Source organism: Arcicella gelida, assembly GCF_034931025.1.
GTDB classification, from domain to species: domain Bacteria; phylum Bacteroidota; class Bacteroidia; order Cytophagales; family Spirosomataceae; genus Arcicella; species Arcicella gelida.
The window spans coordinates 67,008-90,577 of the sequence record NZ_JAYGIL010000019.1 but is presented as its reverse complement, the minus strand read 5'-3'; the positions used below and the strand labels follow the sequence as shown (position 1 = coordinate 90,577).

At 34.3% G+C, this 23,570-nt stretch carries 25 protein-coding genes; 14 read left to right on the top strand and 11 right to left on the bottom strand.

Features of this window, described 5'->3' with window-relative positions; genetic code table 11:
- Window positions 1-252: 252 nt before the first annotated feature.
- The 6 genes from VB776_RS15205 to VB776_RS15180 all read left to right on the top strand — a co-directional run bounded on the left by VB776_RS15205 (window position 253) and on the right by VB776_RS15180 (window position 6,324).
- Complete coding sequence (locus VB776_RS15205; protein WP_323697594.1) at window positions 253-894, top strand: 7-carboxy-7-deazaguanine synthase QueE; 642 nt, start codon at window positions 253-255, stop codon at window positions 892-894.
- Between the two features lie 271 nt (window positions 895-1,165).
- Window positions 1,166-3,064: an OmpA family protein gene (locus VB776_RS15200; protein WP_323697593.1), complete on the top strand. Its 1,899-nt coding sequence runs from the start codon at window positions 1,166-1,168 to the stop codon at window positions 3,062-3,064.
- A 1-nt stretch (window position 3,065) separates the two neighbouring features.
- Window positions 3,066-3,581, top strand: a complete 516-nt coding sequence (locus tag VB776_RS15195; protein ID WP_323697592.1) for a hypothetical protein — start codon at window positions 3,066-3,068, stop codon at window positions 3,579-3,581.
- Between the two features lie 90 nt (window positions 3,582-3,671).
- Window positions 3,672-4,583 (top strand): sugar phosphate isomerase/epimerase family protein, encoded by a 912-nt coding sequence (locus VB776_RS15190; protein ID WP_323697591.1) that lies wholly within the window; start codon window positions 3,672-3,674, stop codon window positions 4,581-4,583.
- Window positions 4,584-5,107: 524 nt separating this feature from the next.
- A complete protein-coding gene (locus tag VB776_RS15185; RefSeq protein WP_323697590.1) occupies window positions 5,108-5,971 on the top strand; it encodes a beta-1,6-N-acetylglucosaminyltransferase in 864 nt (287 codons plus the stop codon).
- Complete coding sequence (locus VB776_RS15180) at window positions 5,956-6,324, top strand: sugar 3,4-ketoisomerase (RefSeq protein ID WP_323697588.1); 369 nt, start codon at window positions 5,956-5,958, stop codon at window positions 6,322-6,324. Before VB776_RS15185 ends, VB776_RS15180 begins: the two co-directional genes overlap by 16 nt.
- A 58-nt stretch (window positions 6,325-6,382) precedes the next feature.
- On the opposite strand, the gene VB776_RS15175 is transcribed toward VB776_RS15180, so the two are convergent.
- Together VB776_RS15175 and VB776_RS15170 are read right to left on the bottom strand one after the other, a co-directional pair.
- Window positions 6,383-7,891: a hypothetical protein gene (locus tag VB776_RS15175; RefSeq protein ID WP_323697587.1), complete on the bottom strand. Its 1,509-nt coding sequence runs from the start codon at window positions 7,889-7,891 to the stop codon at window positions 6,383-6,385.
- An 8-nt stretch (window positions 7,892-7,899) separates the two neighbouring features.
- The gene (locus VB776_RS15170; protein ID WP_323697586.1) at window positions 7,900-8,439 is read right to left on the bottom strand and encodes an RNA polymerase sigma factor; all 540 of its coding nucleotides are present in this window, start codon (window positions 8,437-8,439) and stop codon (window positions 7,900-7,902) included.
- A gap of 332 nt (window positions 8,440-8,771) precedes the next feature.
- Between VB776_RS15170 and VB776_RS15165 the strand changes: the two genes are divergently transcribed.
- Window positions 8,772-9,752 (top strand): oxygenase MpaB family protein, encoded by a 981-nt coding sequence (locus VB776_RS15165; RefSeq protein WP_323697585.1) that lies wholly within the window; start codon window positions 8,772-8,774, stop codon window positions 9,750-9,752.
- 60 nt (window positions 9,753-9,812) lie between these two features.
- Here the strand turns inward: VB776_RS15165 and VB776_RS15160 are convergent, their stop codons facing one another.
- Window positions 9,813-10,223, bottom strand: coding sequence for an SRPBCC domain-containing protein (locus tag VB776_RS15160; RefSeq protein ID WP_323697583.1), 411 nt, complete (start codon window positions 10,221-10,223; stop codon window positions 9,813-9,815).
- 249 nt (window positions 10,224-10,472) lie between these two features.
- Here VB776_RS15160 and VB776_RS15155 point away from each other — a divergent pair, with 249 nt between their 5' ends.
- The 3 genes from VB776_RS15155 (at window position 10,473) to VB776_RS15145 (ending at window position 14,015) form a co-directional block, all read left to right on the top strand.
- Window positions 10,473-12,179, top strand: coding sequence for a GMC family oxidoreductase (locus VB776_RS15155; RefSeq protein ID WP_323697582.1), 1,707 nt, complete (start codon window positions 10,473-10,475; stop codon window positions 12,177-12,179).
- 17 nt (window positions 12,180-12,196) lie between these two features.
- Window positions 12,197-12,661: a VOC family protein gene (locus tag VB776_RS15150; RefSeq protein ID WP_323697581.1), complete on the top strand. Its 465-nt coding sequence runs from the start codon at window positions 12,197-12,199 to the stop codon at window positions 12,659-12,661.
- A 646-nt stretch (window positions 12,662-13,307) separates the two neighbouring features.
- A complete protein-coding gene (locus tag VB776_RS15145; protein WP_323697579.1) occupies window positions 13,308-14,015 on the top strand; it encodes a DUF6261 family protein in 708 nt (235 codons plus the stop codon).
- A 276-nt stretch (window positions 14,016-14,291) separates the two neighbouring features.
- On the opposite strand, the gene VB776_RS15140 is transcribed toward VB776_RS15145, so the two are convergent.
- Window positions 14,292-15,023 carry an LOG family protein gene (locus VB776_RS15140; protein WP_323697578.1) on the bottom strand — a complete coding sequence of 244 codons (732 nt, stop codon included), beginning with the start codon at window positions 15,021-15,023 and terminating at the stop codon, window positions 14,292-14,294.
- Between the two features lie 109 nt (window positions 15,024-15,132).
- Here VB776_RS15140 and rpiB point away from each other — a divergent pair, with 109 nt between their 5' ends.
- Entirely contained in the window at window positions 15,133-15,573 is a 441-nt protein-coding gene (gene rpiB / locus VB776_RS15135; RefSeq protein WP_323697577.1) for a ribose 5-phosphate isomerase B, read from the top strand.
- Window positions 15,574-15,844: 271 nt separating this feature from the next.
- On the opposite strand, the gene VB776_RS15130 is transcribed toward rpiB, so the two are convergent.
- Window positions 15,845-17,251, bottom strand: coding sequence for a hypothetical protein (locus VB776_RS15130; protein ID WP_323697576.1), 1,407 nt, complete (start codon window positions 17,249-17,251; stop codon window positions 15,845-15,847).
- A gap of 146 nt (window positions 17,252-17,397) precedes the next feature.
- Between VB776_RS15130 and rbfA the strand changes: the two genes are divergently transcribed.
- Window positions 17,398-17,781, top strand: a complete 384-nt coding sequence (gene rbfA / locus VB776_RS15125; protein WP_323697575.1) for a 30S ribosome-binding factor RbfA — start codon at window positions 17,398-17,400, stop codon at window positions 17,779-17,781.
- Between the two features lie 171 nt (window positions 17,782-17,952).
- On the top strand, window positions 17,953-19,173 hold the full coding sequence (locus tag VB776_RS15120; RefSeq protein WP_323697574.1) for an ABC transporter permease: 1,221 nt from the start codon (window positions 17,953-17,955) through the stop codon (window positions 19,171-19,173).
- 73 nt (window positions 19,174-19,246) lie between these two features.
- Here the strand turns inward: VB776_RS15120 and VB776_RS15115 are convergent, their stop codons facing one another.
- The 4 genes from VB776_RS15115 to VB776_RS15100 all read right to left on the bottom strand — a co-directional run bounded on the left by VB776_RS15115 (window position 19,247) and on the right by VB776_RS15100 (window position 21,905).
- Window positions 19,247-20,479, bottom strand: a complete 1,233-nt coding sequence (locus VB776_RS15115; RefSeq protein WP_323697572.1) for a dicarboxylate/amino acid:cation symporter — start codon at window positions 20,477-20,479, stop codon at window positions 19,247-19,249.
- A gap of 123 nt (window positions 20,480-20,602) precedes the next feature.
- Window positions 20,603-21,037, bottom strand: a complete 435-nt coding sequence (locus tag VB776_RS15110; RefSeq protein ID WP_323697571.1) for an SRPBCC family protein — start codon at window positions 21,035-21,037, stop codon at window positions 20,603-20,605.
- Window positions 21,038-21,099: 62 nt separating this feature from the next.
- Window positions 21,100-21,435 carry a hypothetical protein gene (locus VB776_RS15105; protein WP_323697570.1) on the bottom strand — a complete coding sequence of 112 codons (336 nt, stop codon included), beginning with the start codon at window positions 21,433-21,435 and terminating at the stop codon, window positions 21,100-21,102.
- 113 nt (window positions 21,436-21,548) lie between these two features.
- The gene (locus VB776_RS15100) at window positions 21,549-21,905 is read right to left on the bottom strand and encodes a tRNA-binding protein (RefSeq protein WP_323697569.1); all 357 of its coding nucleotides are present in this window, start codon (window positions 21,903-21,905) and stop codon (window positions 21,549-21,551) included.
- A gap of 203 nt (window positions 21,906-22,108) precedes the next feature.
- Between VB776_RS15100 and VB776_RS15095 the strand changes: the two genes are divergently transcribed.
- Complete coding sequence (locus VB776_RS15095) at window positions 22,109-22,336, top strand: hypothetical protein (protein ID WP_323697568.1); 228 nt, start codon at window positions 22,109-22,111, stop codon at window positions 22,334-22,336.
- Between the two features lie 142 nt (window positions 22,337-22,478).
- Here the strand turns inward: VB776_RS15095 and gloA2 are convergent, their stop codons facing one another.
- Window positions 22,479-22,868: an SMU1112c/YaeR family gloxylase I-like metalloprotein gene (gloA2, locus tag VB776_RS15090; RefSeq protein ID WP_323697567.1), complete on the bottom strand. Its 390-nt coding sequence runs from the start codon at window positions 22,866-22,868 to the stop codon at window positions 22,479-22,481.
- Window positions 22,869-23,051: 183 nt separating this feature from the next.
- Window positions 23,052-23,552 carry a DinB family protein gene (locus VB776_RS15085; RefSeq protein ID WP_323697565.1) on the bottom strand — a complete coding sequence of 167 codons (501 nt, stop codon included), beginning with the start codon at window positions 23,550-23,552 and terminating at the stop codon, window positions 23,052-23,054.
- Between the last annotated feature and the right edge of the window lie 18 nt (window positions 23,553-23,570).

Genomic DNA, 23,570 nt, shown 5'->3' with positions numbered 1-23,570 from the left:
ATGAATTCTGTTTTTAAGCGAATAAAGTATTACGAATGACTGCTTTTCTACTAGTTCAGAAAGAAATTAGAAGTGTTGATAAATAGTTTGTTACTCATGGCATGACTCAGAGTCATGCCATGAGTTTAAATACATCTACAATTAATCCTCAGCACCATCAAATCCAAGCCTTTTACAGCTTTCAAAGCCCAACAACAATTTACTGCGGGAAATGTGCTAATTTTGTCTTTGTATTTTACTTATATTACACTCATGACAAAAGAGCAAAACGATATAGCAATTCCTCCTTCCAATCAGTCACTTCCTACGATGGAAGCCTTTTATACGCTTCAAGGCGAAGGTTTTCACCAAGGCAGAGCCGCTTATTTTATCCGCTTGGGCGGTTGTGATGTCGGCTGTCACTGGTGCGATGTGAAAGAATCTTGGGACATAAACGCACATCCAAAATTAAGTATTAGTCAAATTGTGGCGGAAGCTTCTGCTCATGAAGGACGCTTGGCGGTAATTACAGGCGGCGAGCCTTTGATGCACAATTTAGATGAACTTACTGAAGCTTTGCATCAAGCAGGTTTTGAAACCAATATAGAAACATCTGGCGTTTGTGAACAAGTAACGGGAGCTTGGGATTGGATTTGTTTTTCACCTAAAAAATTCAAATCGCCCAATCCTGAAATTTATCCTAAAGCACATGAATTGAAAGTAATTATTTTCAATCAATCAGATTTTGAATGGGCTGAAAGTTTTGCCTCAGTGGTTTCGCCCGATTGTATGTTATATCTTCAACCTGAATGGAGTAGAATGGAACAAATGCTTCCGCTAATCATAGAGTACATCAAGAACAATCCGAAATGGAGAATTTCGTTACAAGTACATAAGTTTATGGATATTCCTTAATGGTGGAATTGGTTATGCAAAATTTATGAGTTTATATTTTAATTGTAGTGGCAACCCTTGCGGTTGCCCGCACAACAATGGAAGGGCAACCGCAAGGGTTGCCGCTACTGATTGTTTTTATAAAAATATGATACCTTTCGTTTGAACTAAAATGTTTGTTATTAACAAACATTTTGGGGATTCGTTAATTTCTTAAAAGAGCATCAACATTAACTAAATCCTTTGCCGTTTTTGTAAAATAAATTCTTTTGTTCTAATAAATTTTCCAGACATGAGATTCCTTTTTTTGCTCTTCTTTTTTACTACTTTATCCTTCTCTATTAAGTCTCAAAATGTACTTTCTTCCACTAACAAAAAAGCACTTGAGGCTTACCAAAATGCCTTAAAGGCTTTGCAAGAAAGAGATTTAGAAACGGCTTATAATGAATTTGAAGAAGCCATTGAAAGAGACAAATTATTTGCTGAACCTTATTTCCATTTAGGAAAATTATATGAACAAAGCCGCCAATTTGGCAATGCCATTCTCAACTACGAAAAGGCAGTAAATGCTCAAGAAAAAAGTTCGGTTACAGAAATAGCTTCGCAACAAGTAGGACAATTGTACCTTAAAAAAGGTGATTACCAAAAGGCTTTAGTCTATTTAGAAAAAGGTCAGCCAGCGGTTACTTTCTCTAACCAAAAAAGATATTTGGCTCGTTTAGAAAGCTGTAAGTTTGCTCTCAAGTCTTTAGAAAATCCGCTGAAGATTACGCCAATTGAACTCCCTAAAACGGTCAATCGTTTTGATTCTCAATACTTCCCCGTACTTTCTGCCGACCGTGAAACGCTTATTTTTACGGGTCAACAGGATAAAGATGAAAACCTTTATCAATCTGTATTTAAAGACAGTACTTGGTCTGTTCCTGTTTCTATTTCTGATAAAATCAATACGCTTGAAAATGAAGGAACAGCTTCTATTTCTGCTGATGGTAGAACTTTAGTTTTTACTTCTTGCGGAGGTAGAAGAGGCTTCGGAAGTTGTGATTTATTCATTACTTATAAAGAAGGAAATGATTGGTCGTCACCACAAAATTTAGGGTCAAATATCAATTCTGGCGAATGGGAATCACAGCCTTCACTTTCTGCGGATGGGCGAACGCTGTATTTTGTTTCGGATAGAAAAGGAAGTATTGGCAAAAGAGATATTTGGTTGAGTACTTTGGATTCAATGAATGTCTGGACGAAAGCACAAAATCTTGGCAATGTCATCAACACCAGCGAAGACGAGCTTTCGCCTTTTATTCATGCCAACGGGAAAACGCTTTTTTTCTCTTCCGAAGGACACATTGGAATGGGCGGATTGGATTTGTTTTTTGCTGAAAATCAACAAGGAAAATGGAGTACTCCAGAAAATTTAGGCTTTCCATTGAATACACATGAAGATCAAGTTGCTTTATATATTACTTCGGATAGTAAAAAAGCTTATTATTCTTTGGAAAGAAGTCAAGATGATAAAATTCGTAGAGCAAAAATTGTAGAAATTACTTTGCCCGAAAGTTTACAGAGTAAATTTAAACCTACTTTTTTCTTAAAAGGAATTGTTACTGACGCACAAACCAAGCAAAAAATATCAGCTAATATTGAGTTAGTTTCTTTGAAAGATAAAGAAAAAATAGGCTTGTTCACTGCTGATAATCAAACAGGGAGCTATACTTTCGTACTTACGGCTGGCAATGAATACGCCATTTTTGTGAATAAAAAAGGTTACTTTTTCAAGAGTATCAATGTAGATTTATCACAACAAATCGGGACTGATAAAATACTTAATATTTCACTTGAACCTATTCAAAAGAATGCTAAAGAAATATTAAATAATATCTTTTTTGATACGGGTAAATGGGAATTACAACCAGCATCGATGATTGAATTGGATAAATTAACACTTTTGCTGAATGAGAATAAAGGTTTACCGATTGAAGTTTCTGGACATACAGACGATGTTGGAAAGGATGCAGAGAATTTAATTTTATCTCAGAAAAGAGCCAAATCTGTCAGAGACTATTTAGTGCAGAAAGGCATCAATCCTGCCATGGTAAAATCAGAAGGATATGGAAAAACCAAACCACTTTTGCCAAATACTTCTGCAGAGAATAGAAAACTAAACCGAAGAATAGAGATAAAGTTTTTGTAAGATGAATATCAAAGAAGCCATTCCAGAACGATTTTCAAAAGAAAAATTTGCTATAATCATTGATTGGATTGATGGAAATTCAGCAAGATTTGATGAATTAATGACTGTTTTCTTTGAAGGAAATAGCAGGAAAAACCAGCATGCTGCAAATATTATGTCGCATTGTATTGATCATTGGAGTTTTTTGGTACTTCCCTACATTGAAAAAATGCTGTTGAATCTCAAGCAAGATAATTTACACGATGCCATTAAACGTAATACAATACGAGTGTTACAAACTGTTGAAATCCCAGAAGAATTACATGGAATTGCGGCAGATATTTGTTTTCAATACTTGAGTAACCATGAAGAAGCGGTTGCAATCAAAGCATTTTCAATGACGGTTTTGTTCAATATCAGCAAGCATTATCCTGAACTTAAAACTGAGTTGAAATTTATATTAGAAGAACAATTACCATATCAATCTCCAGGATTTAAGAGTCGAGCATTAAAGATTTTGAGAGAGCTTAGAGTGTGAAAATATATTTTTAATCTCAGAATTTCAGTAGTTTAAACTTGCTTTATACTTTTGACATACAGTATTACATATCCTAAAATAACTAAGAAAATGTCTGAAATTTCTCGTCGTGATTTCCTTTATCAAGCAGGTTTATTAGCTTCTGCTTCTTTGTTTTCTTTTGAAAGTCTGGCTAAAGTACCTAATCTTCAATTAGCATATTCTGCCATTACTTGGGGAGGAAAAGATCTTGATGCCATGAAAGATATTACTTCTTTGGGCTTCAAAGGGGTTCAGCTAAGAGCCAACGCTTATGATACTTATAAAACAAAAGTGCAAGAATTGAAAGACGTAATCGCTTCTAATGGTTTGTCTTTAGCAATGTTTTCTAGTGGAAATGTTGAGATTGATCCCGCTAAAGAAGCAAGTACTATTGATTATCACGTAGCCCATGCAAGTTTTGTAAAAGCATTGGGTGGAAACGCTATTCAATTAACTAATTCTGTGCGTCCGAAAGATAGATTGCCAACAACCGAGGAATTAAAACGTTTGGCTTTCGTCATGAATGAAATTGGAAAACAAACGGCTGATTTAGGAGTACAAGCTGTTTATCATAATCACATGCACCAATTAGGAGAAACCCCCGAAGAAGTAGATGTAATTGTACAGGCGATGAATCCGAAATACATGAAACTATTATTGGATGTTGCTCATTATCATCAAGGAGGAGGTATTCCTGCAAAGGCAGTTTTACAATATAAAGACATCATCGGTGCATTACATATTAAAGATGTAAAATGTCCTTTGGCAGATAAGCTTAATGACCCCAAAGCCTATAAATTTGTAGAATTAGGACAAGGAAATGTGGATTTGAAAGCTGTATTTGATAATCTCGAAAAGATTAAGTACAAAAAATGGGCAATCGTAGAACTAGATGGCGTACCAGAAAAAACACGTACACCTTTACAATCAGCAGAAATCAGTAAAACATTTTTAAAAGATACAATCGGTTTTAAGATTTGATTGTATTTGAATAACTTCATTAGCTTAGACAAATTGCTAGGTTTGTCTAAGCTAAAATAGACAAAATTGTTATTCCTCATTATTAATTTTCTTTGCTATTTCTTATTATCCTTCCTCAAAAGTCACCCCCCAAAAAAAATAAAACTTTGAATGTGCTAAATCTTTGATGGCATAGCTTTGGTATATTTATCCAAGTTCAAAGAAACAATAAATCTTTCTAAAAGAAAGTTGGAACTACCTTTTCTCCATTCATCTAGGCATTTATTGGTTGTTCCAACAAATGAATCTCCAAAATAAGATTAACAAATCATACTGATGCTTTTCGATGGTGTTTTAAAAACTAACTGAACAATAAACAGGGATGCTTCTTGGTTAATAAATGGACAGATAAAACGCTTGTTTCAGCGTTTATAAATATTTTACAAGTGAGGAAATACTTTGTTATTTTAATGTAAAAACATTGGTAAACGGGGTATAATTATTTATTTTTATAATCTAATTGCAAATATTATCCTAGACGAAATATGAAATTAGCTCACTTAATATTAACTTATACTGACCCAAAGCAGACTGAAAGAATGATTATGAATCTGTGGCATCCAGACTCAGATTTCTATATTCATGTTGATGAAAAAATAGATATAAAGCCACACCTATATTTAAATGATATTCAAAATGTGTACCTAATCAAAAATCGTGTTGAAGTAAGATGGGCTGGATATAATACTGTTAAAGCCACTTTTAGTTGTATAAAAGAAATTGAAGCAACAGGAAAAAAGTATGATTATATCAACTTTATGAGTGGACAAGATTATCCAATTAAGCCTTTAGAATATATTTTAGCGTTTTTGAAAGCTAATCAAGGAAAACAATTTATCGAAGCCATAAATATTGAAAAGGATGTAAAAGAAGATATTCCAAAACTAAATCGTTTTCATTTAGTAAACTTTACATTCATAGGAAAATATAAGCTTGAATGGCTGATTAATGTTTTTCTTGCTCCAAGAAAAATACCAAAAGAACTTACTATTTATGGCAAGGCAATGTTTTGGACGTTAACGCAAGATGCGGCTAATTATGTAGTAAAAACAGTTGAAGGGAATAGAAATTTTTTAAATTTCTTTCTATATACTTGGGGCTGTGACGAGTTTGTTTTTCAAACTATTTTAATGAACTCTTGTTATCGAGATGCAATAACAAACAATCATGCAAGATATTTAGATTGGTCGGCTGGGGGAGCACATCCCAAAACGCTTGGTGTTGAAGATTTTGATAGTTTAATGAAATCTGAACATCTTTTTGCTAGAAAATTTAAAACTAGCCACGATGTTGAAATTCTTAATTTAATAGATAAACACATACATAATAATAAATGGCTGAACTCTTAACATTAAAAACTTTTCACGATAACAGAGGTTCATTAACGGTTCTAGATCGTATCATTCCATTCGAAGTAAAAAGGTTGTTTTATATATACGGTGTTGATGAATCATCAAGAGGTGGACATAGGCATCATGAAACCCGACAAGCTGCCATTTGTATTCAAGGTTCTTGTGAAATTGTAAACCATAATGGAGAAAAACAAGAGCTTTTTTTATTGGATACTCCTGATAAATGTCTAATTCTTGAACCGAGAGATTGGCATATCATGCAAAATTTCAAACCCAATACCATTTTATTAGTATTAGCTTCAACTGCATTCGACCCATCCGATTATATTTTTGAACCCTATAAAGCCTAAAAATATTGGAAAGATTCTCTGGGTATTTTTTGAGTATCCAGAGAATCTTTCTAAAAATTTACAAACTAAGATTAATCCCAACATTAATCCCATTGTTTCTTAAATAGGTATTTACTTCTTGGTTTTTTACCCATGAATTGAATGAATTTTGTGTTGTTCCTTCAAGATGCAAACCTAATTTGGGCGTAAATTTCCAACCTAAGCCCAAACCAACTCTCGCTCCAAAAATAAAGTTTGAGCCATTTTCAAGATGTTTGCTGTCGTAGCTAATCTCCTTTTCATTATTATTGATTGTTCCACCCGTCCAAAAAATGCTTGAGATAACATCCTTTGCTATGTATCGATAGCTTATTTGTCTTTGAAAGGTAAAATCGGCAATACCATATATTTTCAAATTGAGGTGTTTATTCTTCTTGCTTTGTAAGTTTAAAATATCATTTTGAGAAGTAATTCCTAAAGTAAAGGTTGTCATGCGGTGGTCTTGCGTCATTAACATACTTCTTACGCTGTAAATTGTATCTGGAGTTAGTTTTACTACTTCTGCAAATCTTTCAGCAGGAATATTTACTGTACCTAAAGGTAGAATTGCACTGTAATATTGTTCGCCATTTTTAGTATTCAAATATACTGATGGAGCAGCCCAGTAGCTACTCCATATAGGGATATTATAATAAGGTTTTCCCAAATTGTATATATGATAAGCAGCACTGATTCCCAATCTTGATTTTGCTGTAAGATTCCAAGCAACATTGGCTTTTAGAAAAGTAGAAGAACTTTTTTCAGGATAAATTACATTATAAACCAACGAGTTTTCAGACTTAAACTTCCAAGTATTAGATGAAACGCCATAGTCGAATGAGACGATTGGATGTTTTAAACTTAATTTAGAGCCTGTTTTTCTCGGCGATTCTTCTGGTAAATCTTCTTCAAATACTTCTAATGGACGAATCTTTTCTTTAAGTAATTGTTGATTTTTATTTGATAAATCATTGAACACAGTATGCTTGGAAAGTATTTTAGATAGATTTACTTCTAGTATTTTATTTTCTGTTAAAAGTACAGCACCATGATTACCTTCATCGGTAATGATTACATTTTCAACGATTGGCTTGCTGTTTTGTGTAGCTTGTTTGTCAATAGAAGCTTGGCTTGAAACATTGCTTTTCCTCTTAGTATTTATTTTACTCATATTTGAGTTTTCAGTTATATCAAGGATATTACTTGTTGTTTGACCTACTGTTTGATGATTTTTTAACTCATTCACATTGGAGGGCTGACGAGATACAACATCTGTGACTAAATCGCTACTCATTACTTCTGAACTCATCTTTTTACTAACGATTTCATCAGTTGTATTACCTTTCAGTAACCAATATCCTAAACCCATAATTATTAAAAGTACTAAAGATGAAACTGCATATTTTGCCAATGGGTTAATGCCTTTGCTTTCTTTGCCAATTGTCTCAGCAGCAATACTTTCCCAAAGATTTTCTGGAGGAGGAAAGGATTGGTTTTCAAGCGACTTTTTGAAAAAGTTATCTAATTTATGTTCTTGGTTATTTTCCATTGTCTTTTTTATTTCGTTACTCCCGATAATTTTTTCTGTAAAATTCTTCTGGCATCTGCCAAATTTGATTTAGAAGTACCTTCTCCAATACCTAATTGTTCGGCAATTTCTCTGTGTTTTAGTCCTTCAAAAACATAAAGGTTGAACACTAATCTGTAAGAAGGCGGTAATTCTTGAATCAGTTGTAAAATTTCTTGATTGGATAAATAGCCTAAAATATCATCTTCACTTTCTATGTCATAAACTTCCTCTGAGTCTTCAAAAGCAATGTTTTTCCATTTGGTTTTACTTCTGAAATATTCTAAAGCAGTATTTACCACTATTCGTTTTGCCCAACCTTCAAAAGAGCCTTCGTTTCTAAAGTTTTTCAGTTGATGATAAATTTTAATAAAACTTTCTTGTAAAATATCTTTTGCTTCATCTTTATCAGCCGCATAACGCAAGCATACCCCAAACATTTTTGGCGAAATGATTTGGTAAATCTTCTCGAAAATAAGATGATTCCCTTTTTGAAATTCTTCAATATAGGATGAAAGTTTATCTGGCATAATTTAAAGCAATAGCTAACAAATTCAGTTTCTAAAGATAAGATGGAATTTAAGATGAAATGGTGGGTTGAGAGGGGAGAAATTTTATTAGGACTTTAGGAGTTAGGACTTTAAGACTGTAGGACTTAAAGATGTGATGATTTTGGGCTTAAAGATTTTTGGTTATGTTGAACAACTTGCTTGATTTGGAGGTTCACTATATAGTTTTTTCTAGCAATGAATGATTATTCTTTGTGAATAAAGGAGAATATAATGAAATCATATTCTCTTTCAATTCCAATTCCTAAAGTCTTGAAGTCCTCCAGTCCTAAAATCCTAAAGTCCCCAGAAAAATGAAACCCATCAAACCAACACGCTCGTTTTCTAATGAATTAATGGACAAGCTTCGCCAAACTGGTGATGAAGTAGCCGATAATATCATTCTACAAGTATTTCAGCAAACTGAAATGGTGGGATTACGAGATTTTTTTAAATGGCTTAATACCAATGAAGAGGAGTACTCTTTGAGTTTTGTGAATGATTTTGTGAATCAAAAACCTGTTTTGCCCGATTTTGCTGATTATAGAATGATGCAAAAAGGAATGAATTTCTTCCAAGAAAATCAAGAGCGTATTGGTATTATGTTGGCTTGTTTGGCTTTGCCTTACTGTTATGCTGGTGCAGACGGAGCGAGAGTATTGGCAAAATCACAAAGAATTCAGAACGATACTTTAAAACGACTAGAAGAAACAGGCGAGTTTATTTTTACAGTGATGCAAGAAAAAAACTGGAAGAATGGAATCGCTTTCCGTAAAATATTGAAAGTAAGATTAATGCATGCAGCCATTCGTTTTTTCTCTGAATATCACGGTTCTTGGGATGATACTTGGGGAAAACCAGTAAACCAAGAAGACATGGCGGGAACGAACGGGGCATTTTCATACATCGTAATTCGTGGACTGAGGAAATCGGGGAAAGCACCTGAAAGTACTGAAGCAGAGGCTTATTTACATCTTTGGAATGTAATCAGTAATATCATGGGCGTTGAAAAAGAATTAATCCCCAATAATCTCAGAGAAGCGTTTACACTGGATAAAGTAATTGCTAAACGTCAATTCAGACCATCGGAAGAAGGTAAATTATTGACGAAAGCATTACTCCAAACTTTAGAAAGTTTTGTTTCCAATCCTTTGTTGAAATCTTTTCCAGCTGCACAAATGCGTTTTTTATTGGGAGACGAAGTAGCAGATTTACTAGGTATTCCAGCCGTTCCTTTTGAAAGTAAATTGATTCCTTTTATTCCGTATCAATTATTGTTTAAACCTGCTGAATAATACTTTTATCAATAGGGCTGGACTTAAGTCCAGCCCTATTGATTTATAGAGAAAATGGATTTAACTTCCCTCCACATATCTTTTAAAATTATCTATTACTGCCTGTGTAAAGGCTTTTTGTTCAGGAATGGGCGTTTCTCCTTCAGGTTCGAAAGTTTCGATGAGAATGGTTTCGTCGCCATTTGCTTTGAAAATATTGATTACTTTTCTGTTATCGAATAATGTAGATGCTATGTATTCGTTAATAATTATTTTATCGTAAGTACCCGTAAAATCAAAAGCTTCGCTACCGTCTTTCGCTTTCATTTTATAGATAAACTTTCCGTTATCTTTTAAATCTATTTCAACACTGGTCGTTTCCCAATCTTCCGACGGATTGTTCCACTGAATAATGTCAGTTGGAGTAGTCCAACACTTCCAAACTTTTTCTATTGGAGCTTTGATAATTGTTTGTACCGTGAGTGTTTCCATAGTTAATACTTCCGTTTTAATTGTTGGTTTAAATACGATTGAATGTTGATTTCAAGATAAGAAAATAAAACAACATCTATTGATAGATGAGTATTAGATTTTCTTGATAAATAATTTTAAAGTAAAAATTCATGATGTTGTTCTTTCAATACCTGATTACTTTCTTTTTTCCTACCCCACAGGTTTGCATGGGTTTACAAAGATATTTTTTACTTTTATCCCAAATACTATTATTCAACTTTCCTAAAAATGAATATCAACAATAACCATTTTGAACAAAACACTTTTGATGCCATTGTAGTGGGTTCGGGTATTAGCGGAGGCTGGGCTGCTAAAGAGCTTTCGCAGAAAGGACTAAAAGTACTCGTGCTAGAGCGTGGGCGTAATATTGAACACGTAAAAGACTATAAAACTGCCTTGACAGACCCTTGGAATTTTGAACATGGCGGTAAAGTTCCTCTTGATATTATCGCCAAACATCCTATTCAAAACCGTACTGGTTTTACCATTACAGAATCTACTCACGAACATTTTGTAAACGATTTAGAAAATCCTTATCTCGAAACCAAGCGTTTTGATTGGATTCGTGGATACCATGTGGGTGGACGTTCGTTGATGTGGGGAAGGGTTTCTTTGCGTTGGAGTGATATAGATTTTGAAGCTAACCTGAAAGAAGGCATTGGAATCGACTGGCCAATTAGATACAAAGACATTGCCCCTTGGTATAGTTATGCTGAAAAGTTTGCTGGCATTTGCGGTTCTCGTGACGGACTTCCACATTTACCCGATGGCGAGTTCCAACCACCGATAGAATTTACTTGTGCCGAAGAACATTTCTCGAAAACAATTCGTCAGAAATTCCCCAATCGTTATTTAATTCATGGGCGTGGGGCGCATCTTACACAACCTACTGCCGAACAGACTGCTCTTGGGCGAGCTTCCTGTCAGTCACGAGATATGTGTATGCGTGGTTGTCCCTTTGGTGCTTACTTTAGTTCGCAGGCTGCTACTTTACCCGCTGCCCAAAAGACTGGAAATCTTACTGTTCGTCCTCATTCTATCGTCAATTCGATTATTTATGATGAACAGAAAAAGAAAGCCAAAGGCGTAAGAGTAATTGATGAACGCACAGGTGAATGGCATGAGTTTTTCGCTAAAATCGTTTTCTTGAATGCTTCTGCTTTGGGTTCTACTTTTATTTTGTTGAACTCTACTTCCAATCGTTTCCCGAATGGGATGGATGATAGCGGTCAGTTAGGACATAATTTGATGGATCATCATTTCAGAATTGGCGCTTATGGCGAAACCGAATTGTTTAAAGATAAGTACTACAAAGGGCGAAATCCAGTAGGTGGTTATGTGCCACGTTTCCGTAATATTGGTACTGATAAACGTGATTATCTGCGAGGTTTTGGTTACGAAGGCGGTGCAAGACGATACCGACAGTCGGGAGAAGAGGAGGAATTTGGTGCTTCGCTCAAAAATAAACAAACACAAATCGGTAATTGGAGTATGGATTTGGGCGGTTTTGGTGAATGCTTGCCTTATTACGAAAACAAAGTAGAACTCTCTAAAGAAATTACCGATAAATGGGGGCAACCTGTTTTAAGAATGGATGCTGAGTTTAAGGAGAATGAATTGAAAATGCGGGTGGATATGAAAAACGATGCCGCTGAAATGCTAGAAGCAGCGGGTTTTAAAAATGTGAACGCTTATGACGAGATGAGCTATCCGGGTTTGGGAATTCATGAAATGGGAACAGCCCGCATGGGTCATGACCCTAAAACTTCGGTACTCAATAAGTGGAATCAGGTTTGGGCTTGCAAAAATGTGTTTGTGACCGATGGTGCTTTTATGACTTCGGCATCTTGCGTAAATCCATCGCTTACTTATATGGCAATGACCGCTCGTGCGGCCGATTATGCGGTGAAAGAATTAAAAAAAGGAAATTTATAAACAACCAAATTCAATCCATGAAAACTATTCGCTTGATGATTGCCCTTTTGATGTGTACTGGCTTTGCTTCTCAAACTTTTGCCCAAGATACACCTAAAAAAGGGATTGAAATTCTTTCTTACAACCACGTTGGTTTAGCCGTAAAAGATTTGAAAGTAAGTGCTAAATTCTACCGTGAAATCATCGGTTTATCGCCCGTAGATGTGCCAGATAATTTGTTGGCGATTAGAAGATGGTTCAAGATTGCACCGGGACAAGAATTACATTTACTATTGGGCAGAGAACAACCAGTAGCAAACAATGATAAGAACGGAGCGCATTTCTCTTTATCAATCCCGACAAATTCTGCGGATGGAATCGAAGAGTTTTTGAAGGCAAACAATGTGGCGTATCACAGACAAAAGCGTTTTGATGGTGCGTACCAGATTTATGTAACAGACCCAGACGGTTATGTGATAGAACTGAATGAACCGAAGAAATAAAAGTTTTTGAAGTACCGTCTTTCTCATTAACAGGCGATTTAAATCGCCCGCTAATGAGAAAGAAAGGGGAGAAATATTTTATGATATGATTTTTCTTTGCTTTTAGGTGATACAGGTCAGCAACTGATGTTGCTGACCTGTTTTTGTTTTATTCTATTTAGAAATACTTGTATCTATATTATTTCTGTTGAAAAATAATCAGATACACGTGTATCTATGCTGTTTCTGATGGAAAATGGTCAGATACATGTGTATCTATGCTATTTCTGATGGAAAATGGTCAGATACACGTGTATCTATGTTATTTCTGATGGAAAACGATTAGATACACGTGTATCTATGCTATTTCTGATGGAAAACGATTAGATACACGTGTATCTATGTTATTTCTGATGAAAAATGATTAGATACACGTGTATCTATGCTATTTCTGATGAAAAATGATTAGATACACGTGTATCTATGTTATTTCTGATGGAAAATGGTTAGATACACTTGTATCTATGCTATTTCTAATGGAAAATGGTTAGATACACTGTTAATTACACTGTTTCAGCTAGTTATAGGATAAAAATTTGTTATTTTGTAAACTATTTAAAGCTAAACTCCGTTTTCTTGAAAAATATCACTATAAATAGTTTGAAGCATGATACATACCTCAAAAATCTACCACTATTCCAACGCCTCGACCATTGGTTTTCTGGAAAATGTCATCTCCATTTGTAAAACGTTGAATCAACCAACTACAGAAGTGAGCCAAAAAATGGTGGAACTCTCCTCCGAGATAGAACAACTCTACTTGATTTTCTCAACAGGTAAAAAGAACCCGCATACTGAAGGTTTAAAAGAGCTGGATACTCGTAGAAATCAGCTTACACAAGGCATCAGAGAAATTGCTACAAGCTATTTAAAGCACTTTGATGCTGACTATCGGGAGGCAGGCAAAAGTATCTTGAGAACCTTTGCTAAGTACGGCAAGCAAATAGAGAAAAGGAAATATTACGACCAAACCGAGATAACGAATAGCCTAATAAGGGATTTTGAAAATGATGAAAGTCTGAGTCAAGCAATCACTAAACTACATTTATCAGACTGGCTTCAAGCCTTGAAAACAGATAATTTGGCATTCAATAGTTTGTACAAGATAATGGTAATATCGAAAGTAAACTTACCTGAAAAGAATTTCAAGGAAAGTAAAACGATAGCCATAGCACGATTCAAAAGCCTTCTTAATCTATTAAAATCCCTAGAAATAGTGTATCCTACAGCCGATTATGGCAATATCATCAAAGAAATTGAAGGATTGACTAAAAAATACAATGTATCAAGACCGAAAAGAGGAGGGAAGGAGTAAAGGAAACATGAGTCATCCCGAATTTTAAAATCACAAAAAAGCGGTTAAAATTAGCTCTTTGACCGCTTTTTTGTGATTGATTAGCAACGAATTCCTACTGTTTGAGCGAAGCGAGTTTAGGAATTCTTGATTTTCTTTTGTTACTTTTCTTTCATCAAGGAAAGAAAAGTAAGGACTAGACAATAATAAATAGAAAACCTTTCAAATTGTCCTTAAACTCACTTTAAAAAAATCGGGATGACTCATGTTGAAAGGAAAATATGTATAATGTTAATCCTAAAAATTAGGTTTCAACAAATACTTGGCATAAAAATCATCAATTACTTTCACGGCATCCGTCGGATTATCTACCAAAGAAACTAATTCCAAGTCATCAGGATTGATAGTTCCTTCTGGTACCATGGTTTCTTTAATCCAATCGAATAAACCACCCCAGTATTTTTTACCAACCAATACCACAGGGAAACGCCCAATTTTCTGAGTTTGCATCAACGTAAGTGATTCAAACATCTCATCAAGTGTCCCAAAACCACCCGGCATAATGATGAAGCCTTGAGAATATTTCACAAACATTACTTTACGCACAAAGAAATATTCAAAGTCGATACTTTTATCACGGTCGATATAATCATTCGGTTTTTGTTCGAAAGGTAATTCAATGTTCAATCCTACCGATTTTCCACCTTGCAATTTCGCACCTTTGTTTCCCGCTTCCATAATGCCCGGGCCACCACCAGTAATAACGCCATAGCCGTGGCGTACCAATTTAGAAGCAATTTCCTCAGCCATTAAATAATAAGGATTGTCGGGTTTTGTTCTTGCCGAGCCAAAAATCGAAACACAAGGACCAATCTTAGCCAATTTATCTACACCCTCTACAAATTCAGACATGATTTTGAAGGTTCTCCAAGATTCCTCTGAATGAATTTCCGCCCAAGTATGGTCAACGAAAGCTTTTTTTATTTTCTCATCATGCGTCATTAATTTCCCGCTCTCTCTATCTGTCATAGCTTTTTAAATTTTAATCGTTAAAAAATATTGATACTTTGTACCTTTGTTAATGAATAGGTTGAAATAACGAAAAAAAATCGTTTGATTTTACAAATACATAATTTTTATGGAATTTATTAAGAAAATCGCCATCGGTGGCGACCACGCTGGGTTTGATTACAAAGCCGAATTAATAACATATTTAACCACAAAAGGTTACGAAGTAAATGATTTTGGTCCTTACAGCAATGCCTCTTGCGACTATGCAGATTTTGCACATCCACTTTCTTCAGCCGTTGAAAACAAGGAATATCCATTTGGTATTTTATTATGCGGAAGTGCTAATGGAGTAGCTATTACAGCTAACAAACATCAAGGAATTCGTGCTGGTTTAGCTTGGAATGCAGAAGTATCATCCTTGATACGCCAACATAACGATGCTAACGTATTATGTATCCCAGCTCGTTTTGTAACTTTAGAAGAAGCGATTGAAATCACAAACGTATTTCTTACTACCGAATTTGAAGGAGGAAGACATCAGTTAAGAGTAAATAAAATTCCTTGCTAGTGTTTTTAAGTGGTATAGTAATGATGTAAAATATCCCGAATTTTAAAATCATAAAAAAGCGGTTGAAATTAGTTTTTCAACCGCTTTTTTTATGATTGATGGACACCGAATTCCTACTGTTTGAGCGGAGCGAGTTTAGGAATTCTTGATTTTCTTTTGTTACTTTTCTTTCATCAAGGAAAGAAAAGTAAGGACGAGAATAAATCCAAAAAACGTTGAAATCTCTTAAACCTGACTTTTTTCAAGAGAAAATTCTGGAAGACACATGTTTTTATATCCTATCATTCAATTCATAAACACCATTTCCAATAGCATGATACTTCCTAGCCAAAGCAGGAATTCGTTTGAATAATTTTGGAGCAAGATTTACTTTGTCGATAATAAATTCAGGATAATCTTTCTCTACATTTCTAAGAATATTGATCACATTATCGTAATTGTCAAGATTTTCTAATTCATATTTAGCCAAACTCCAGTTGATGTATGGCGTAGCAACATAATTGTTTTTATATTCTTCCATGCCATCGCCGAGTACTAATATTTTTTTATTGGTCAATTTAATGTCTGGCTCTTCTTTTAATTTCAAGCTTTTTAATTGAACTAAAGTTTCCACACCTTTGAAGTAAACAGCTTGATAATGAATCAATAAAACTGCTGAGAATAAACCTAGGCAGGTCAACTCCGCCAACCAAGCTCTTTTAGTATTGTTGAAGAAACTTACTGTGAAGAAAGCAATAGCAGGAACAAAAATGATGAATTGCATCGGGGCTAAAAAAGGCATTAAACCGATAGAAACCACACCTGCAATTGCCCAAATCATCATTACTTGTTGGCAACGAATTTGATAATTATTAAAACCTACGGCATTGACCAATCTTAAAAAACCTAAAACTCCAAAAGTAATTGGTAATAATAAAGTAGCGAGCAAACTTCGGAAGTCATTCAAATCATACTGACGAAGTTGGAAAACCGAAGAAATGAAATTTCTTGAAAAAGCTTCGTAAGTACCACTTAAATAGAAAAACAAAGCCGTAAGCGATAAAGGAAAAATAAAGCCGAATATTGATAAAGAGTGCTGACGTAACGTTGTACCACTAAAGAATAATAGCGAAGCCGTAGCCCATAAAATAAATACACCCGCTGGCGGATAAAACAAAGTTGCGATACCAATTAAAAAGCCAATCTCAAAAACTTCATCGGTAGCTTCTAGTCGGTTCATTTGTTTTACCAATGTTCCAAGGGAAAGCAATACAAAGGTTGTTGCCATCAAAACAGGCGACAATGTACAGCAGTCGAAAGAAATATTCATGAATAATAAATAGAATAGCCCTGGCAAGTAGTTTCTTTTGGCTAAAATATCTCTATTATTAATCATTACATTAAAGTAAACCGCCTGAAAATAAGTAACGAGAAGTGCTACGATTTGATAAACAGACTGCGACCGACCGAAAAGACCGTCGAGACCAGCATAAACTAAAGTAGAAAGTGGAGCAGTATTATCCCAAATTTCAGCATACATTACAAAGCCTTTATTGATTTGTTCGCCAACCAACATCCATTGCAATTCTGGAATTAGTTGAGGCAACCCAACCAAATACACAGGCATTCGGATAAGGATAAGTAAAATCAATAAACTAAAGATTTGATAGACAGCGTTTACTTTAAAGAAACTGAGCATATTGTATGAAGGTATTCAAGTTTTTCACGAATTTACGGTGAATCCAAGAATTATTCCGAAATTTGTGAGATTATTGAAAGAAGAGCATAGATATTATGTGGTAGCGCAAATTACGATAATCAGAATTTGCAGAAATTAAAATTAAAATGGAATCGAAGAGACAACAACAATTCGCTAAATTAATTCAACAAGATTTGAGCGATATTTTTCAAAAAGATATGCGTACAACTTTCGGAAAGGCTTTTGTAACGATAACTGACGTTAAAATGACCCCCGATTTGGCAATTGCTAGAGTATATCTAAGTTTTATGTTAGCCAATGATAAAGCAGGTTTATTACAAGACATCCGTGAAAAATCTAAACATATCAGAGGTATTTTAGGGAATAGAATTCGTAACCAAGCTAGGATTATTCCTAATCTTGAGTTTTTTATTGATGATACCGCAGAGTACGCCGCTCAAATGGACGCACTAATTTCTGGATTAGACATCCCACCTTTGAAAGAAGGAGAAGAAATAGAGTTGGATTAGTTGTGATTTAGCGAATGAGTGATTTTAAAGTATTAGTTTTTTGTTATTCTAAAGCTGATACTTTATTATGTTATTAAAAACTTTATCACTCTTCACCAATCGAAGCGTCGCAATGGTCACAGCAAAATCAAAAAATCACTCATTCACTCAATCACAATTGGTAACTGACCTATGAATTTTCCTTTCTTTATTGCTAAACGATACTTTTTTGCTAGAAAGAAAACGTCCTTTATTTCACTAATTTCGATGATTTCGATGTTAGGCGTTGGTGTTGGAACGATGGCTTTGGTGGTGGTATTGTCGGTTTTTAATGGATTAGAGGATTTCCAAAGAGGTTTATACAAAAGCTTCGATGCTGATTTAAAGGTTAGTCCGAAGAAAGGGAAATACTTCAACTGTCCGCCTGTATTGTTACAAAAAATCGCTAAAGTACAAAGCGTAGAAAGTATCACACAAGTAATTGAAGAGAATGTTTTGTTACGTTATCGTGATGCCCAAATGGTTGTGAACCTAAAAGGTGTTGATGAAAGTTTCTTGAAACAAGAGCGTTTGAAGAAAATGATGATTGACGGACATGCAATATTGGATGATAATGGTATAGCTTATTCAATAGTTGGTTCTGGTATTGCTGTAAAATTAGGAATTGATATTGATGCTTTTTTTACGCCATTAGAAGTTTGGTATCCCAGAAATAAGCAAAGTAAAACCTTAGACTTTTACGCAACCGACGCATTTAATAAACAGAATCTAGTACCCGCAGGAATCTTTGCGATTGAACAGCAATACGATGATAATTATATTTACGCACCACTTTCATTTGCTCAGAACTTATTCGAGTTGAACAATCAACGGACAGCGATTGAAATAAAAGTTGCTAATGAGGAAGAAACAGCAAATGTTCAAGATAAGGTACAAGAAATTTTAGGAACAGATTATATCGTTCAGAATCAGGATGAGCAGCATGCTAGTTTGTTGAGAGCAATTAAAATTGAAAAGCTTTTTGTGTTTTTAACACTTACTTTTATCATTGGTATTGCCAGTTTTAATATATTTTTCTCGCTTTCAATGTTAGCCATCGAGAAAAAAGAAGATGTTAAAACACTTTATGCAATGGGTGCAGATTCCCGAATGATTCAAAAGATATTTTTATCAGAAGGTGCGATTGTTGCTTTTACAGGAGCAATTGTCGGATTAGTTTTAGGCTTTACTTTATGCTGGTTACAGCAAAGTTATGGTTTTGTTTCTATGGGAATTGTTGGAGCATTGATTGATGCTTATCCAGTTAAAATGCAATTCTCAGACTTCTTTTTCACTACTATTGTAGTGGTTGTGATTACTTTATTAGCATCATATTTTCCAGCCAAACGTGCTGCCAATGTTGAAATTGTTTAATGATAATTTATAAAAAATCCCCACAAGTATATCGAAATTACTTGTGGGGATTTTTTATGGATAAAATTTTAGTTTATGCTTCACTAAGCGTTTCGCCTTCCCATTTACTGACAACCACTGTAGCAACGGCGTTGCCAACAACCGATGTCGCCGAACGACCCATATCCAAGAAAGGATCTACGCCTAAGAGTAAAACCAAACCCTCCTGTGGAAGTCCAAAGAGAGTCATTGTTCCCATAATTACTACCAAACTAGCACGTGGCACGCCAGCAATACCTTTACTTGCTAACAATAACGTTAAAAGCATTGTAATTTGTTGGTCTAAATTTAAAGGCATTCCATAAGCTTGTGCAATAAAACCCGTTGCGAAAGTCATGTACATCATCGAGCCATCTAAGTTAAAACTATAACCCAAAGGCAAAACAAAACCAATAATTCTTTCACTGATACCTAAACTTTTCAAAGATTCAATTTGCTTTGGCATTGATGCTTCTGAACTTGCTGTGCTGAATGAAAGTAAAATCGCATCTTTCATCGTTGCCATTAAACGCCAATAAGGAATTTTCAATAAATAGCAAATCAACCAAAGTACCACAAAAATAAAGAAGAGTAAAGCAGCAAAGAAGCAAACAATTAAGTAAGCATAAGATACTAAAACGCCTAAACCATTTTGTGCAATAACGTTGGTCATGGATGCAAAAACGGCAAAAGGAGCTAATAACATGATGTAACCTACGATTTTGAAGATGGCTTCGCCAATCCAATCAATGCCTTTTGATATTTTTTTGCCATGTTCGCCCATTGTTGCCAATGCGATTCCAAAAACGATTGAAACCATAATGATTCCCAAAGTTTTATTTTCTGCAAAAACTTGAAAAATATTATCTGGGAAAATTTCAAAAAGGAAATCTCTGAAGGTTTTTAGAGGTTTTGCTGTTACGCCAGTTTCAATACCAGAAGCTGGTAATTTCCAAGTGCCAAATTCTCCGGGACGAGTAACATTTACGAAAACCAAACCAACTAGTAAAGAAAGAATAGTAGCGAAGTAGAAATAAGCTAATGTTTTTAATCCGATTCTGCCTACCAAACGGAAATCTCCTAATTTTGCAACGCCCACTGATAAAGTACAAAAAATAAGCGGGCCAACAATTAAGTGAATGCTTCTTAAAAAAATATCTCCTAATAGTTTAATGTTCTTACTGGCATCAGCAATTTGCTCAACACTAAGTTGAGTGTGCATGATTTGTCCTACAATTATTCCGATAATAAAACCGATGATAATTTTAGTGGTAATGTTTAGCTTCATTTAAGATTAAGTTTGTTTGGGTCGAAATGATGAGATTTTACTCGTTGATTTCAATGAAATGTATTTTGTTAAAACGAATTAACGCAAAAAATCCACTCTTTGCAAATTAGAGTGGATTTTGCTTTATTGAAAATATCGTTTATAAATGGGTTTTCTGTATAAAAATTGAAGATAAAGTAAGGGATACATCAGGTAATCCGTCAAAATAAAAGGAGTGTTGAAAGTAATATCATCAATAATCACCGTACCCGATTCTTCACTTATCATTGTATGTTGATGATGCCAATATTTTAGAAAAAAAGGGAGTTTCGTTCCTTTATCAATAAAGTAAATCTTGGAATCTGTTGTTCTTTGTTCAATGATTGAAGAAATCCAATCTTGTTTAAAAAGAAAAAAGTTTAATTCTAAATGAACAATGTCTCCTTCGAGACAACCATCAAATTGTTGTACAACAACTGGAGGAAAAGGAGGAGAGAGTGCTTTGAATAAAGATAAATCAAAACCTTTCCAAACATTAAGAAGGCTTTGGTTTACCTTTGTTTTGATGAGTATTTTCATGGAATTTTAGCTTAAGTAGCTATGCTATTCCAAGCTGTTTTGATGTTATGCGATTAATATTTCTACCAAGCTTTAGAAGTAAATAAACTAACGATAGCGGCAACAATAGCTTTTACAACACTTACAAAAGCACTAGTAATAAATTCTACAGTTGACTTTACTCCATTCGCAATCCATTGGATTAATGATTTAGTAAAGTGATTATCAGCAGGTTTTTCAGGTTCTTTTTTTAATACTTGGTTTGCTTGAATAACTTCAAAATGTTGACTATTGTTTCGTAATGTATCTTGTTTATTACGATGTTTGGTGTGCATTACTGTAGAATATTCAATCAATCCAAAACCAGAAGCTTCGGAAAAAACCATTAAGGTAAATATGAAGATAAATATGGTTTTCATTTGATTTAAGATGTTGAGGTTCAATAATACTGCAATTTACTAAAGGTTTTAAAAATGTTATCAAATTTTATGAAGTTTAATGCTTTTAAATATCCAAAAATTCTGAAATAGTTTTAGGCAAGCCTAGTTCCGTTAGGTACTTTTCTTTCAACAGAAGCCAAAACTACTTCACCATCTGGCAAAACAATTCCTGTTACTAATACTTCTGAAAAAAAATTAGCGATTTGTCTTGGCGGGAAATTCGTTACACAAATTACTTGGCGACCAATCAAATCCTCTTTACTATAAAGCTTTGTAAGTTGGGCTGATGAGTTTTTAATACCCAGTTCATCACCAAAGTCAATAGTTAATTGATATGCTGGCTTTTTGGCTTTTGGGAAATCTTTAGCCTCTAAAATTGTACCGACTTGAAGTTTCACTTTTTCAAAATCCTCCCAAGAAATAGCCTCGTTAATGGTATTATTTATCATGGATTAATTGATTAGGTAAATTTCCTTTTTCGTAAAACAGGTATTTTTACGCTAAAATCTTCAGAGAAAACTTCCTTATTTTGTTGAAGAAATACACCTGATAGATTTTAAAAATATATGCTACGCCTAGATTCTGTTAGTTTTTTATTATTCATTAAGTACATTTTATACGTTTTTTTTACTTCTATAAATCTTTAAAAGCTATGAATGAAAATGTATCTTTTCAATTGAAAAACGAATCAGGAGACGAGTTTAAACCAGATGAAGTATCATTTGTATTGTACTCTCAAGTTCTTAATATTCTCTACGTAAAATTAAAAAATAATTTTAGTGAAGCTGTACAAATTGGAGTACCCAAAAGAAAAAAAAGCATACTCCAAGAATGGCTAGATTACCATAATATTTACTATCCGCCTGAGGATTTTTTATGAAATTACAATACCTATTTTAAGTATCAATAACGACTAACCCTTGCAGATTTTTAGTTCAATTACACGAATTGCCTCTAATCCTTAAAGTGATGTGGTGCTATTTAAAGAAAATAGTACCACTTTTTCAAAGATTTAAAACTCATTATTTCTCATAAAACTCAATGGGCAGTCCATCTGGGTCACTTATAAAAAAGAATTGTTTATCAGTGAATTCATCAATTCTAATACTCTCGCAGTCAATCTTGAATCCTGTTAAATAATTATGTGTTTCTTGGACATTATTTACTTCAAAAGCTAAATGTCTTAAGCCACAAGATTCTGGGCGAGAAGCACGAGCGGGAGGGTTTGGAAACGAGAATAATTCTATTTGATAGGTTCCGTTTACCGATAAATCTAATTTGTATGAATTTCTTTCGGTTCTGAACACTTCGTTTTCTATTTTGAAACCAAGTATTTCTGTATAGAACTTTTTAGAGATTGTATAATCAGCACAAATAATAGCAATGTGATGGATTTTGTTGATAGCTAACATATTCTTATGTTTTTATTTCAACAAAGATATTGATTGAGCTAGCATTCATCAAATAATAATTATCTAATAATTACCTTACTTGCAGTGGCGGCTGCCCCAATCGCTCATGTTAAAATGAGAACTTTTGGTGAAAAAAAAACCTCATCTCTTTTTGAGATGAGGTTTGAGTAGGGTCTTTAGTAATTAAAATAAGCCCATTTCATCCGCACTTGGTCCATAACAGCCAGGAATCGGAATATCAAGTAAGCGAAGAAAAACTCCTAGTTGAGCTCTATGGTGAACAATTTGACAATAAGCATGGCGAATAGTTTCACTTTTTGGAGTAGTACTATATATAGTGTCTCCGTTTCTTAATGTCCAATTTTCATTTAGCTGTTCTTCACTGGCAGCTAATAAATGAGCTTTTGCATCTTCAATATTTTTTTCAAAAACCTCTAAAAGTTCAGTTGTTGAATTAATTTTCAAGGGTTCATAAGGTGTGGTTGCAAAATCTAATTCACTGGTAGTTAAAGCAAGACCAACCCATGAAGGCAACTCGATAATGTGCTTTGCTAAGGTTAGAACAGTCATACTTTTAGGATGAGGTTGCCAGTTGAATTTATCATCTGGTACTATTGATAACATTTTACGAGTACTAACCGCTTCTTGGTCTAACTCTTTTAAGAACATTGCAATCATCGTCATGTTGTTTGTTTTTTGGTT

Bases quoted from the DNA above. Each gene is read 5' to 3' on its own strand.
- VB776_RS15205 (WP_323697594.1), top strand. From the start codon at position 253: ATGACAAAAGAGCAAAACGATATAGCAATTCCTCCTTCCAATCAGTCA.
- VB776_RS15175 (WP_323697587.1), bottom strand. From the start codon at position 7,891: ATGGAAAATAACCAAGAACATAAATTAGATAACTTTTTCAAAAAGTCG.
- VB776_RS15105 (WP_323697570.1), bottom strand. From the start codon at position 21,435: ATGAAAACCATATTTATCTTCATATTTACCTTAATGGTTTTTTCCGAA.
- rbfA (WP_323697575.1), top strand. From the start codon at position 17,398: ATGGAATCGAAGAGACAACAACAATTCGCTAAATTAATTCAACAAGAT.
- VB776_RS15150 (WP_323697581.1), top strand. From the start codon at position 12,197: ATGAAAACTATTCGCTTGATGATTGCCCTTTTGATGTGTACTGGCTTT.
- VB776_RS15130 (WP_323697576.1), bottom strand. From the start codon at position 17,251: ATGCTCAGTTTCTTTAAAGTAAACGCTGTCTATCAAATCTTTAGTTTA.
- VB776_RS15120 (WP_323697574.1), top strand. From the start codon at position 17,953: ATGAATTTTCCTTTCTTTATTGCTAAACGATACTTTTTTGCTAGAAAG.
- VB776_RS15200 (WP_323697593.1), top strand. From the start codon at position 1,166: ATGAGATTCCTTTTTTTGCTCTTCTTTTTTACTACTTTATCCTTCTCT.
- VB776_RS15190 (WP_323697591.1), top strand. From the start codon at position 3,672: ATGTCTGAAATTTCTCGTCGTGATTTCCTTTATCAAGCAGGTTTATTA.
- VB776_RS15180 (WP_323697588.1), top strand. From the start codon at position 5,956: ATGGCTGAACTCTTAACATTAAAAACTTTTCACGATAACAGAGGTTCA.
- VB776_RS15085 (WP_323697565.1), bottom strand. From the start codon at position 23,552: ATGACGATGATTGCAATGTTCTTAAAAGAGTTAGACCAAGAAGCGGTT.
- VB776_RS15160 (WP_323697583.1), bottom strand. From the start codon at position 10,223: ATGGAAACACTCACGGTACAAACAATTATCAAAGCTCCAATAGAAAAA.
- VB776_RS15165 (WP_323697585.1), top strand. From the start codon at position 8,772: ATGAAACCCATCAAACCAACACGCTCGTTTTCTAATGAATTAATGGAC.
- VB776_RS15115 (WP_323697572.1), bottom strand. From the start codon at position 20,479: ATGAAGCTAAACATTACCACTAAAATTATCATCGGTTTTATTATCGGA.
- VB776_RS15110 (WP_323697571.1), bottom strand. From the start codon at position 21,037: ATGAAAATACTCATCAAAACAAAGGTAAACCAAAGCCTTCTTAATGTT.
- VB776_RS15100 (WP_323697569.1), bottom strand. From the start codon at position 21,905: ATGATAAATAATACCATTAACGAGGCTATTTCTTGGGAGGATTTTGAA.
- VB776_RS15170 (WP_323697586.1), bottom strand. From the start codon at position 8,439: ATGCCAGATAAACTTTCATCCTATATTGAAGAATTTCAAAAAGGGAAT.
- VB776_RS15145 (WP_323697579.1), top strand. From the start codon at position 13,308: ATGATACATACCTCAAAAATCTACCACTATTCCAACGCCTCGACCATT.
- gloA2 (WP_323697567.1), bottom strand. From the start codon at position 22,868: ATGTTAGCTATCAACAAAATCCATCACATTGCTATTATTTGTGCTGAT.
- VB776_RS15195 (WP_323697592.1), top strand. From the start codon at position 3,066: ATGAATATCAAAGAAGCCATTCCAGAACGATTTTCAAAAGAAAAATTT.
- rpiB (WP_323697577.1), top strand. From the start codon at position 15,133: ATGGAATTTATTAAGAAAATCGCCATCGGTGGCGACCACGCTGGGTTT.
- VB776_RS15140 (WP_323697578.1), bottom strand. From the start codon at position 15,023: ATGACAGATAGAGAGAGCGGGAAATTAATGACGCATGATGAGAAAATA.
- VB776_RS15185 (WP_323697590.1), top strand. From the start codon at position 5,108: ATGAAATTAGCTCACTTAATATTAACTTATACTGACCCAAAGCAGACT.
- VB776_RS15095 (WP_323697568.1), top strand. From the start codon at position 22,109: ATGAATGAAAATGTATCTTTTCAATTGAAAAACGAATCAGGAGACGAG.
- VB776_RS15155 (WP_323697582.1), top strand. From the start codon at position 10,473: ATGAATATCAACAATAACCATTTTGAACAAAACACTTTTGATGCCATT.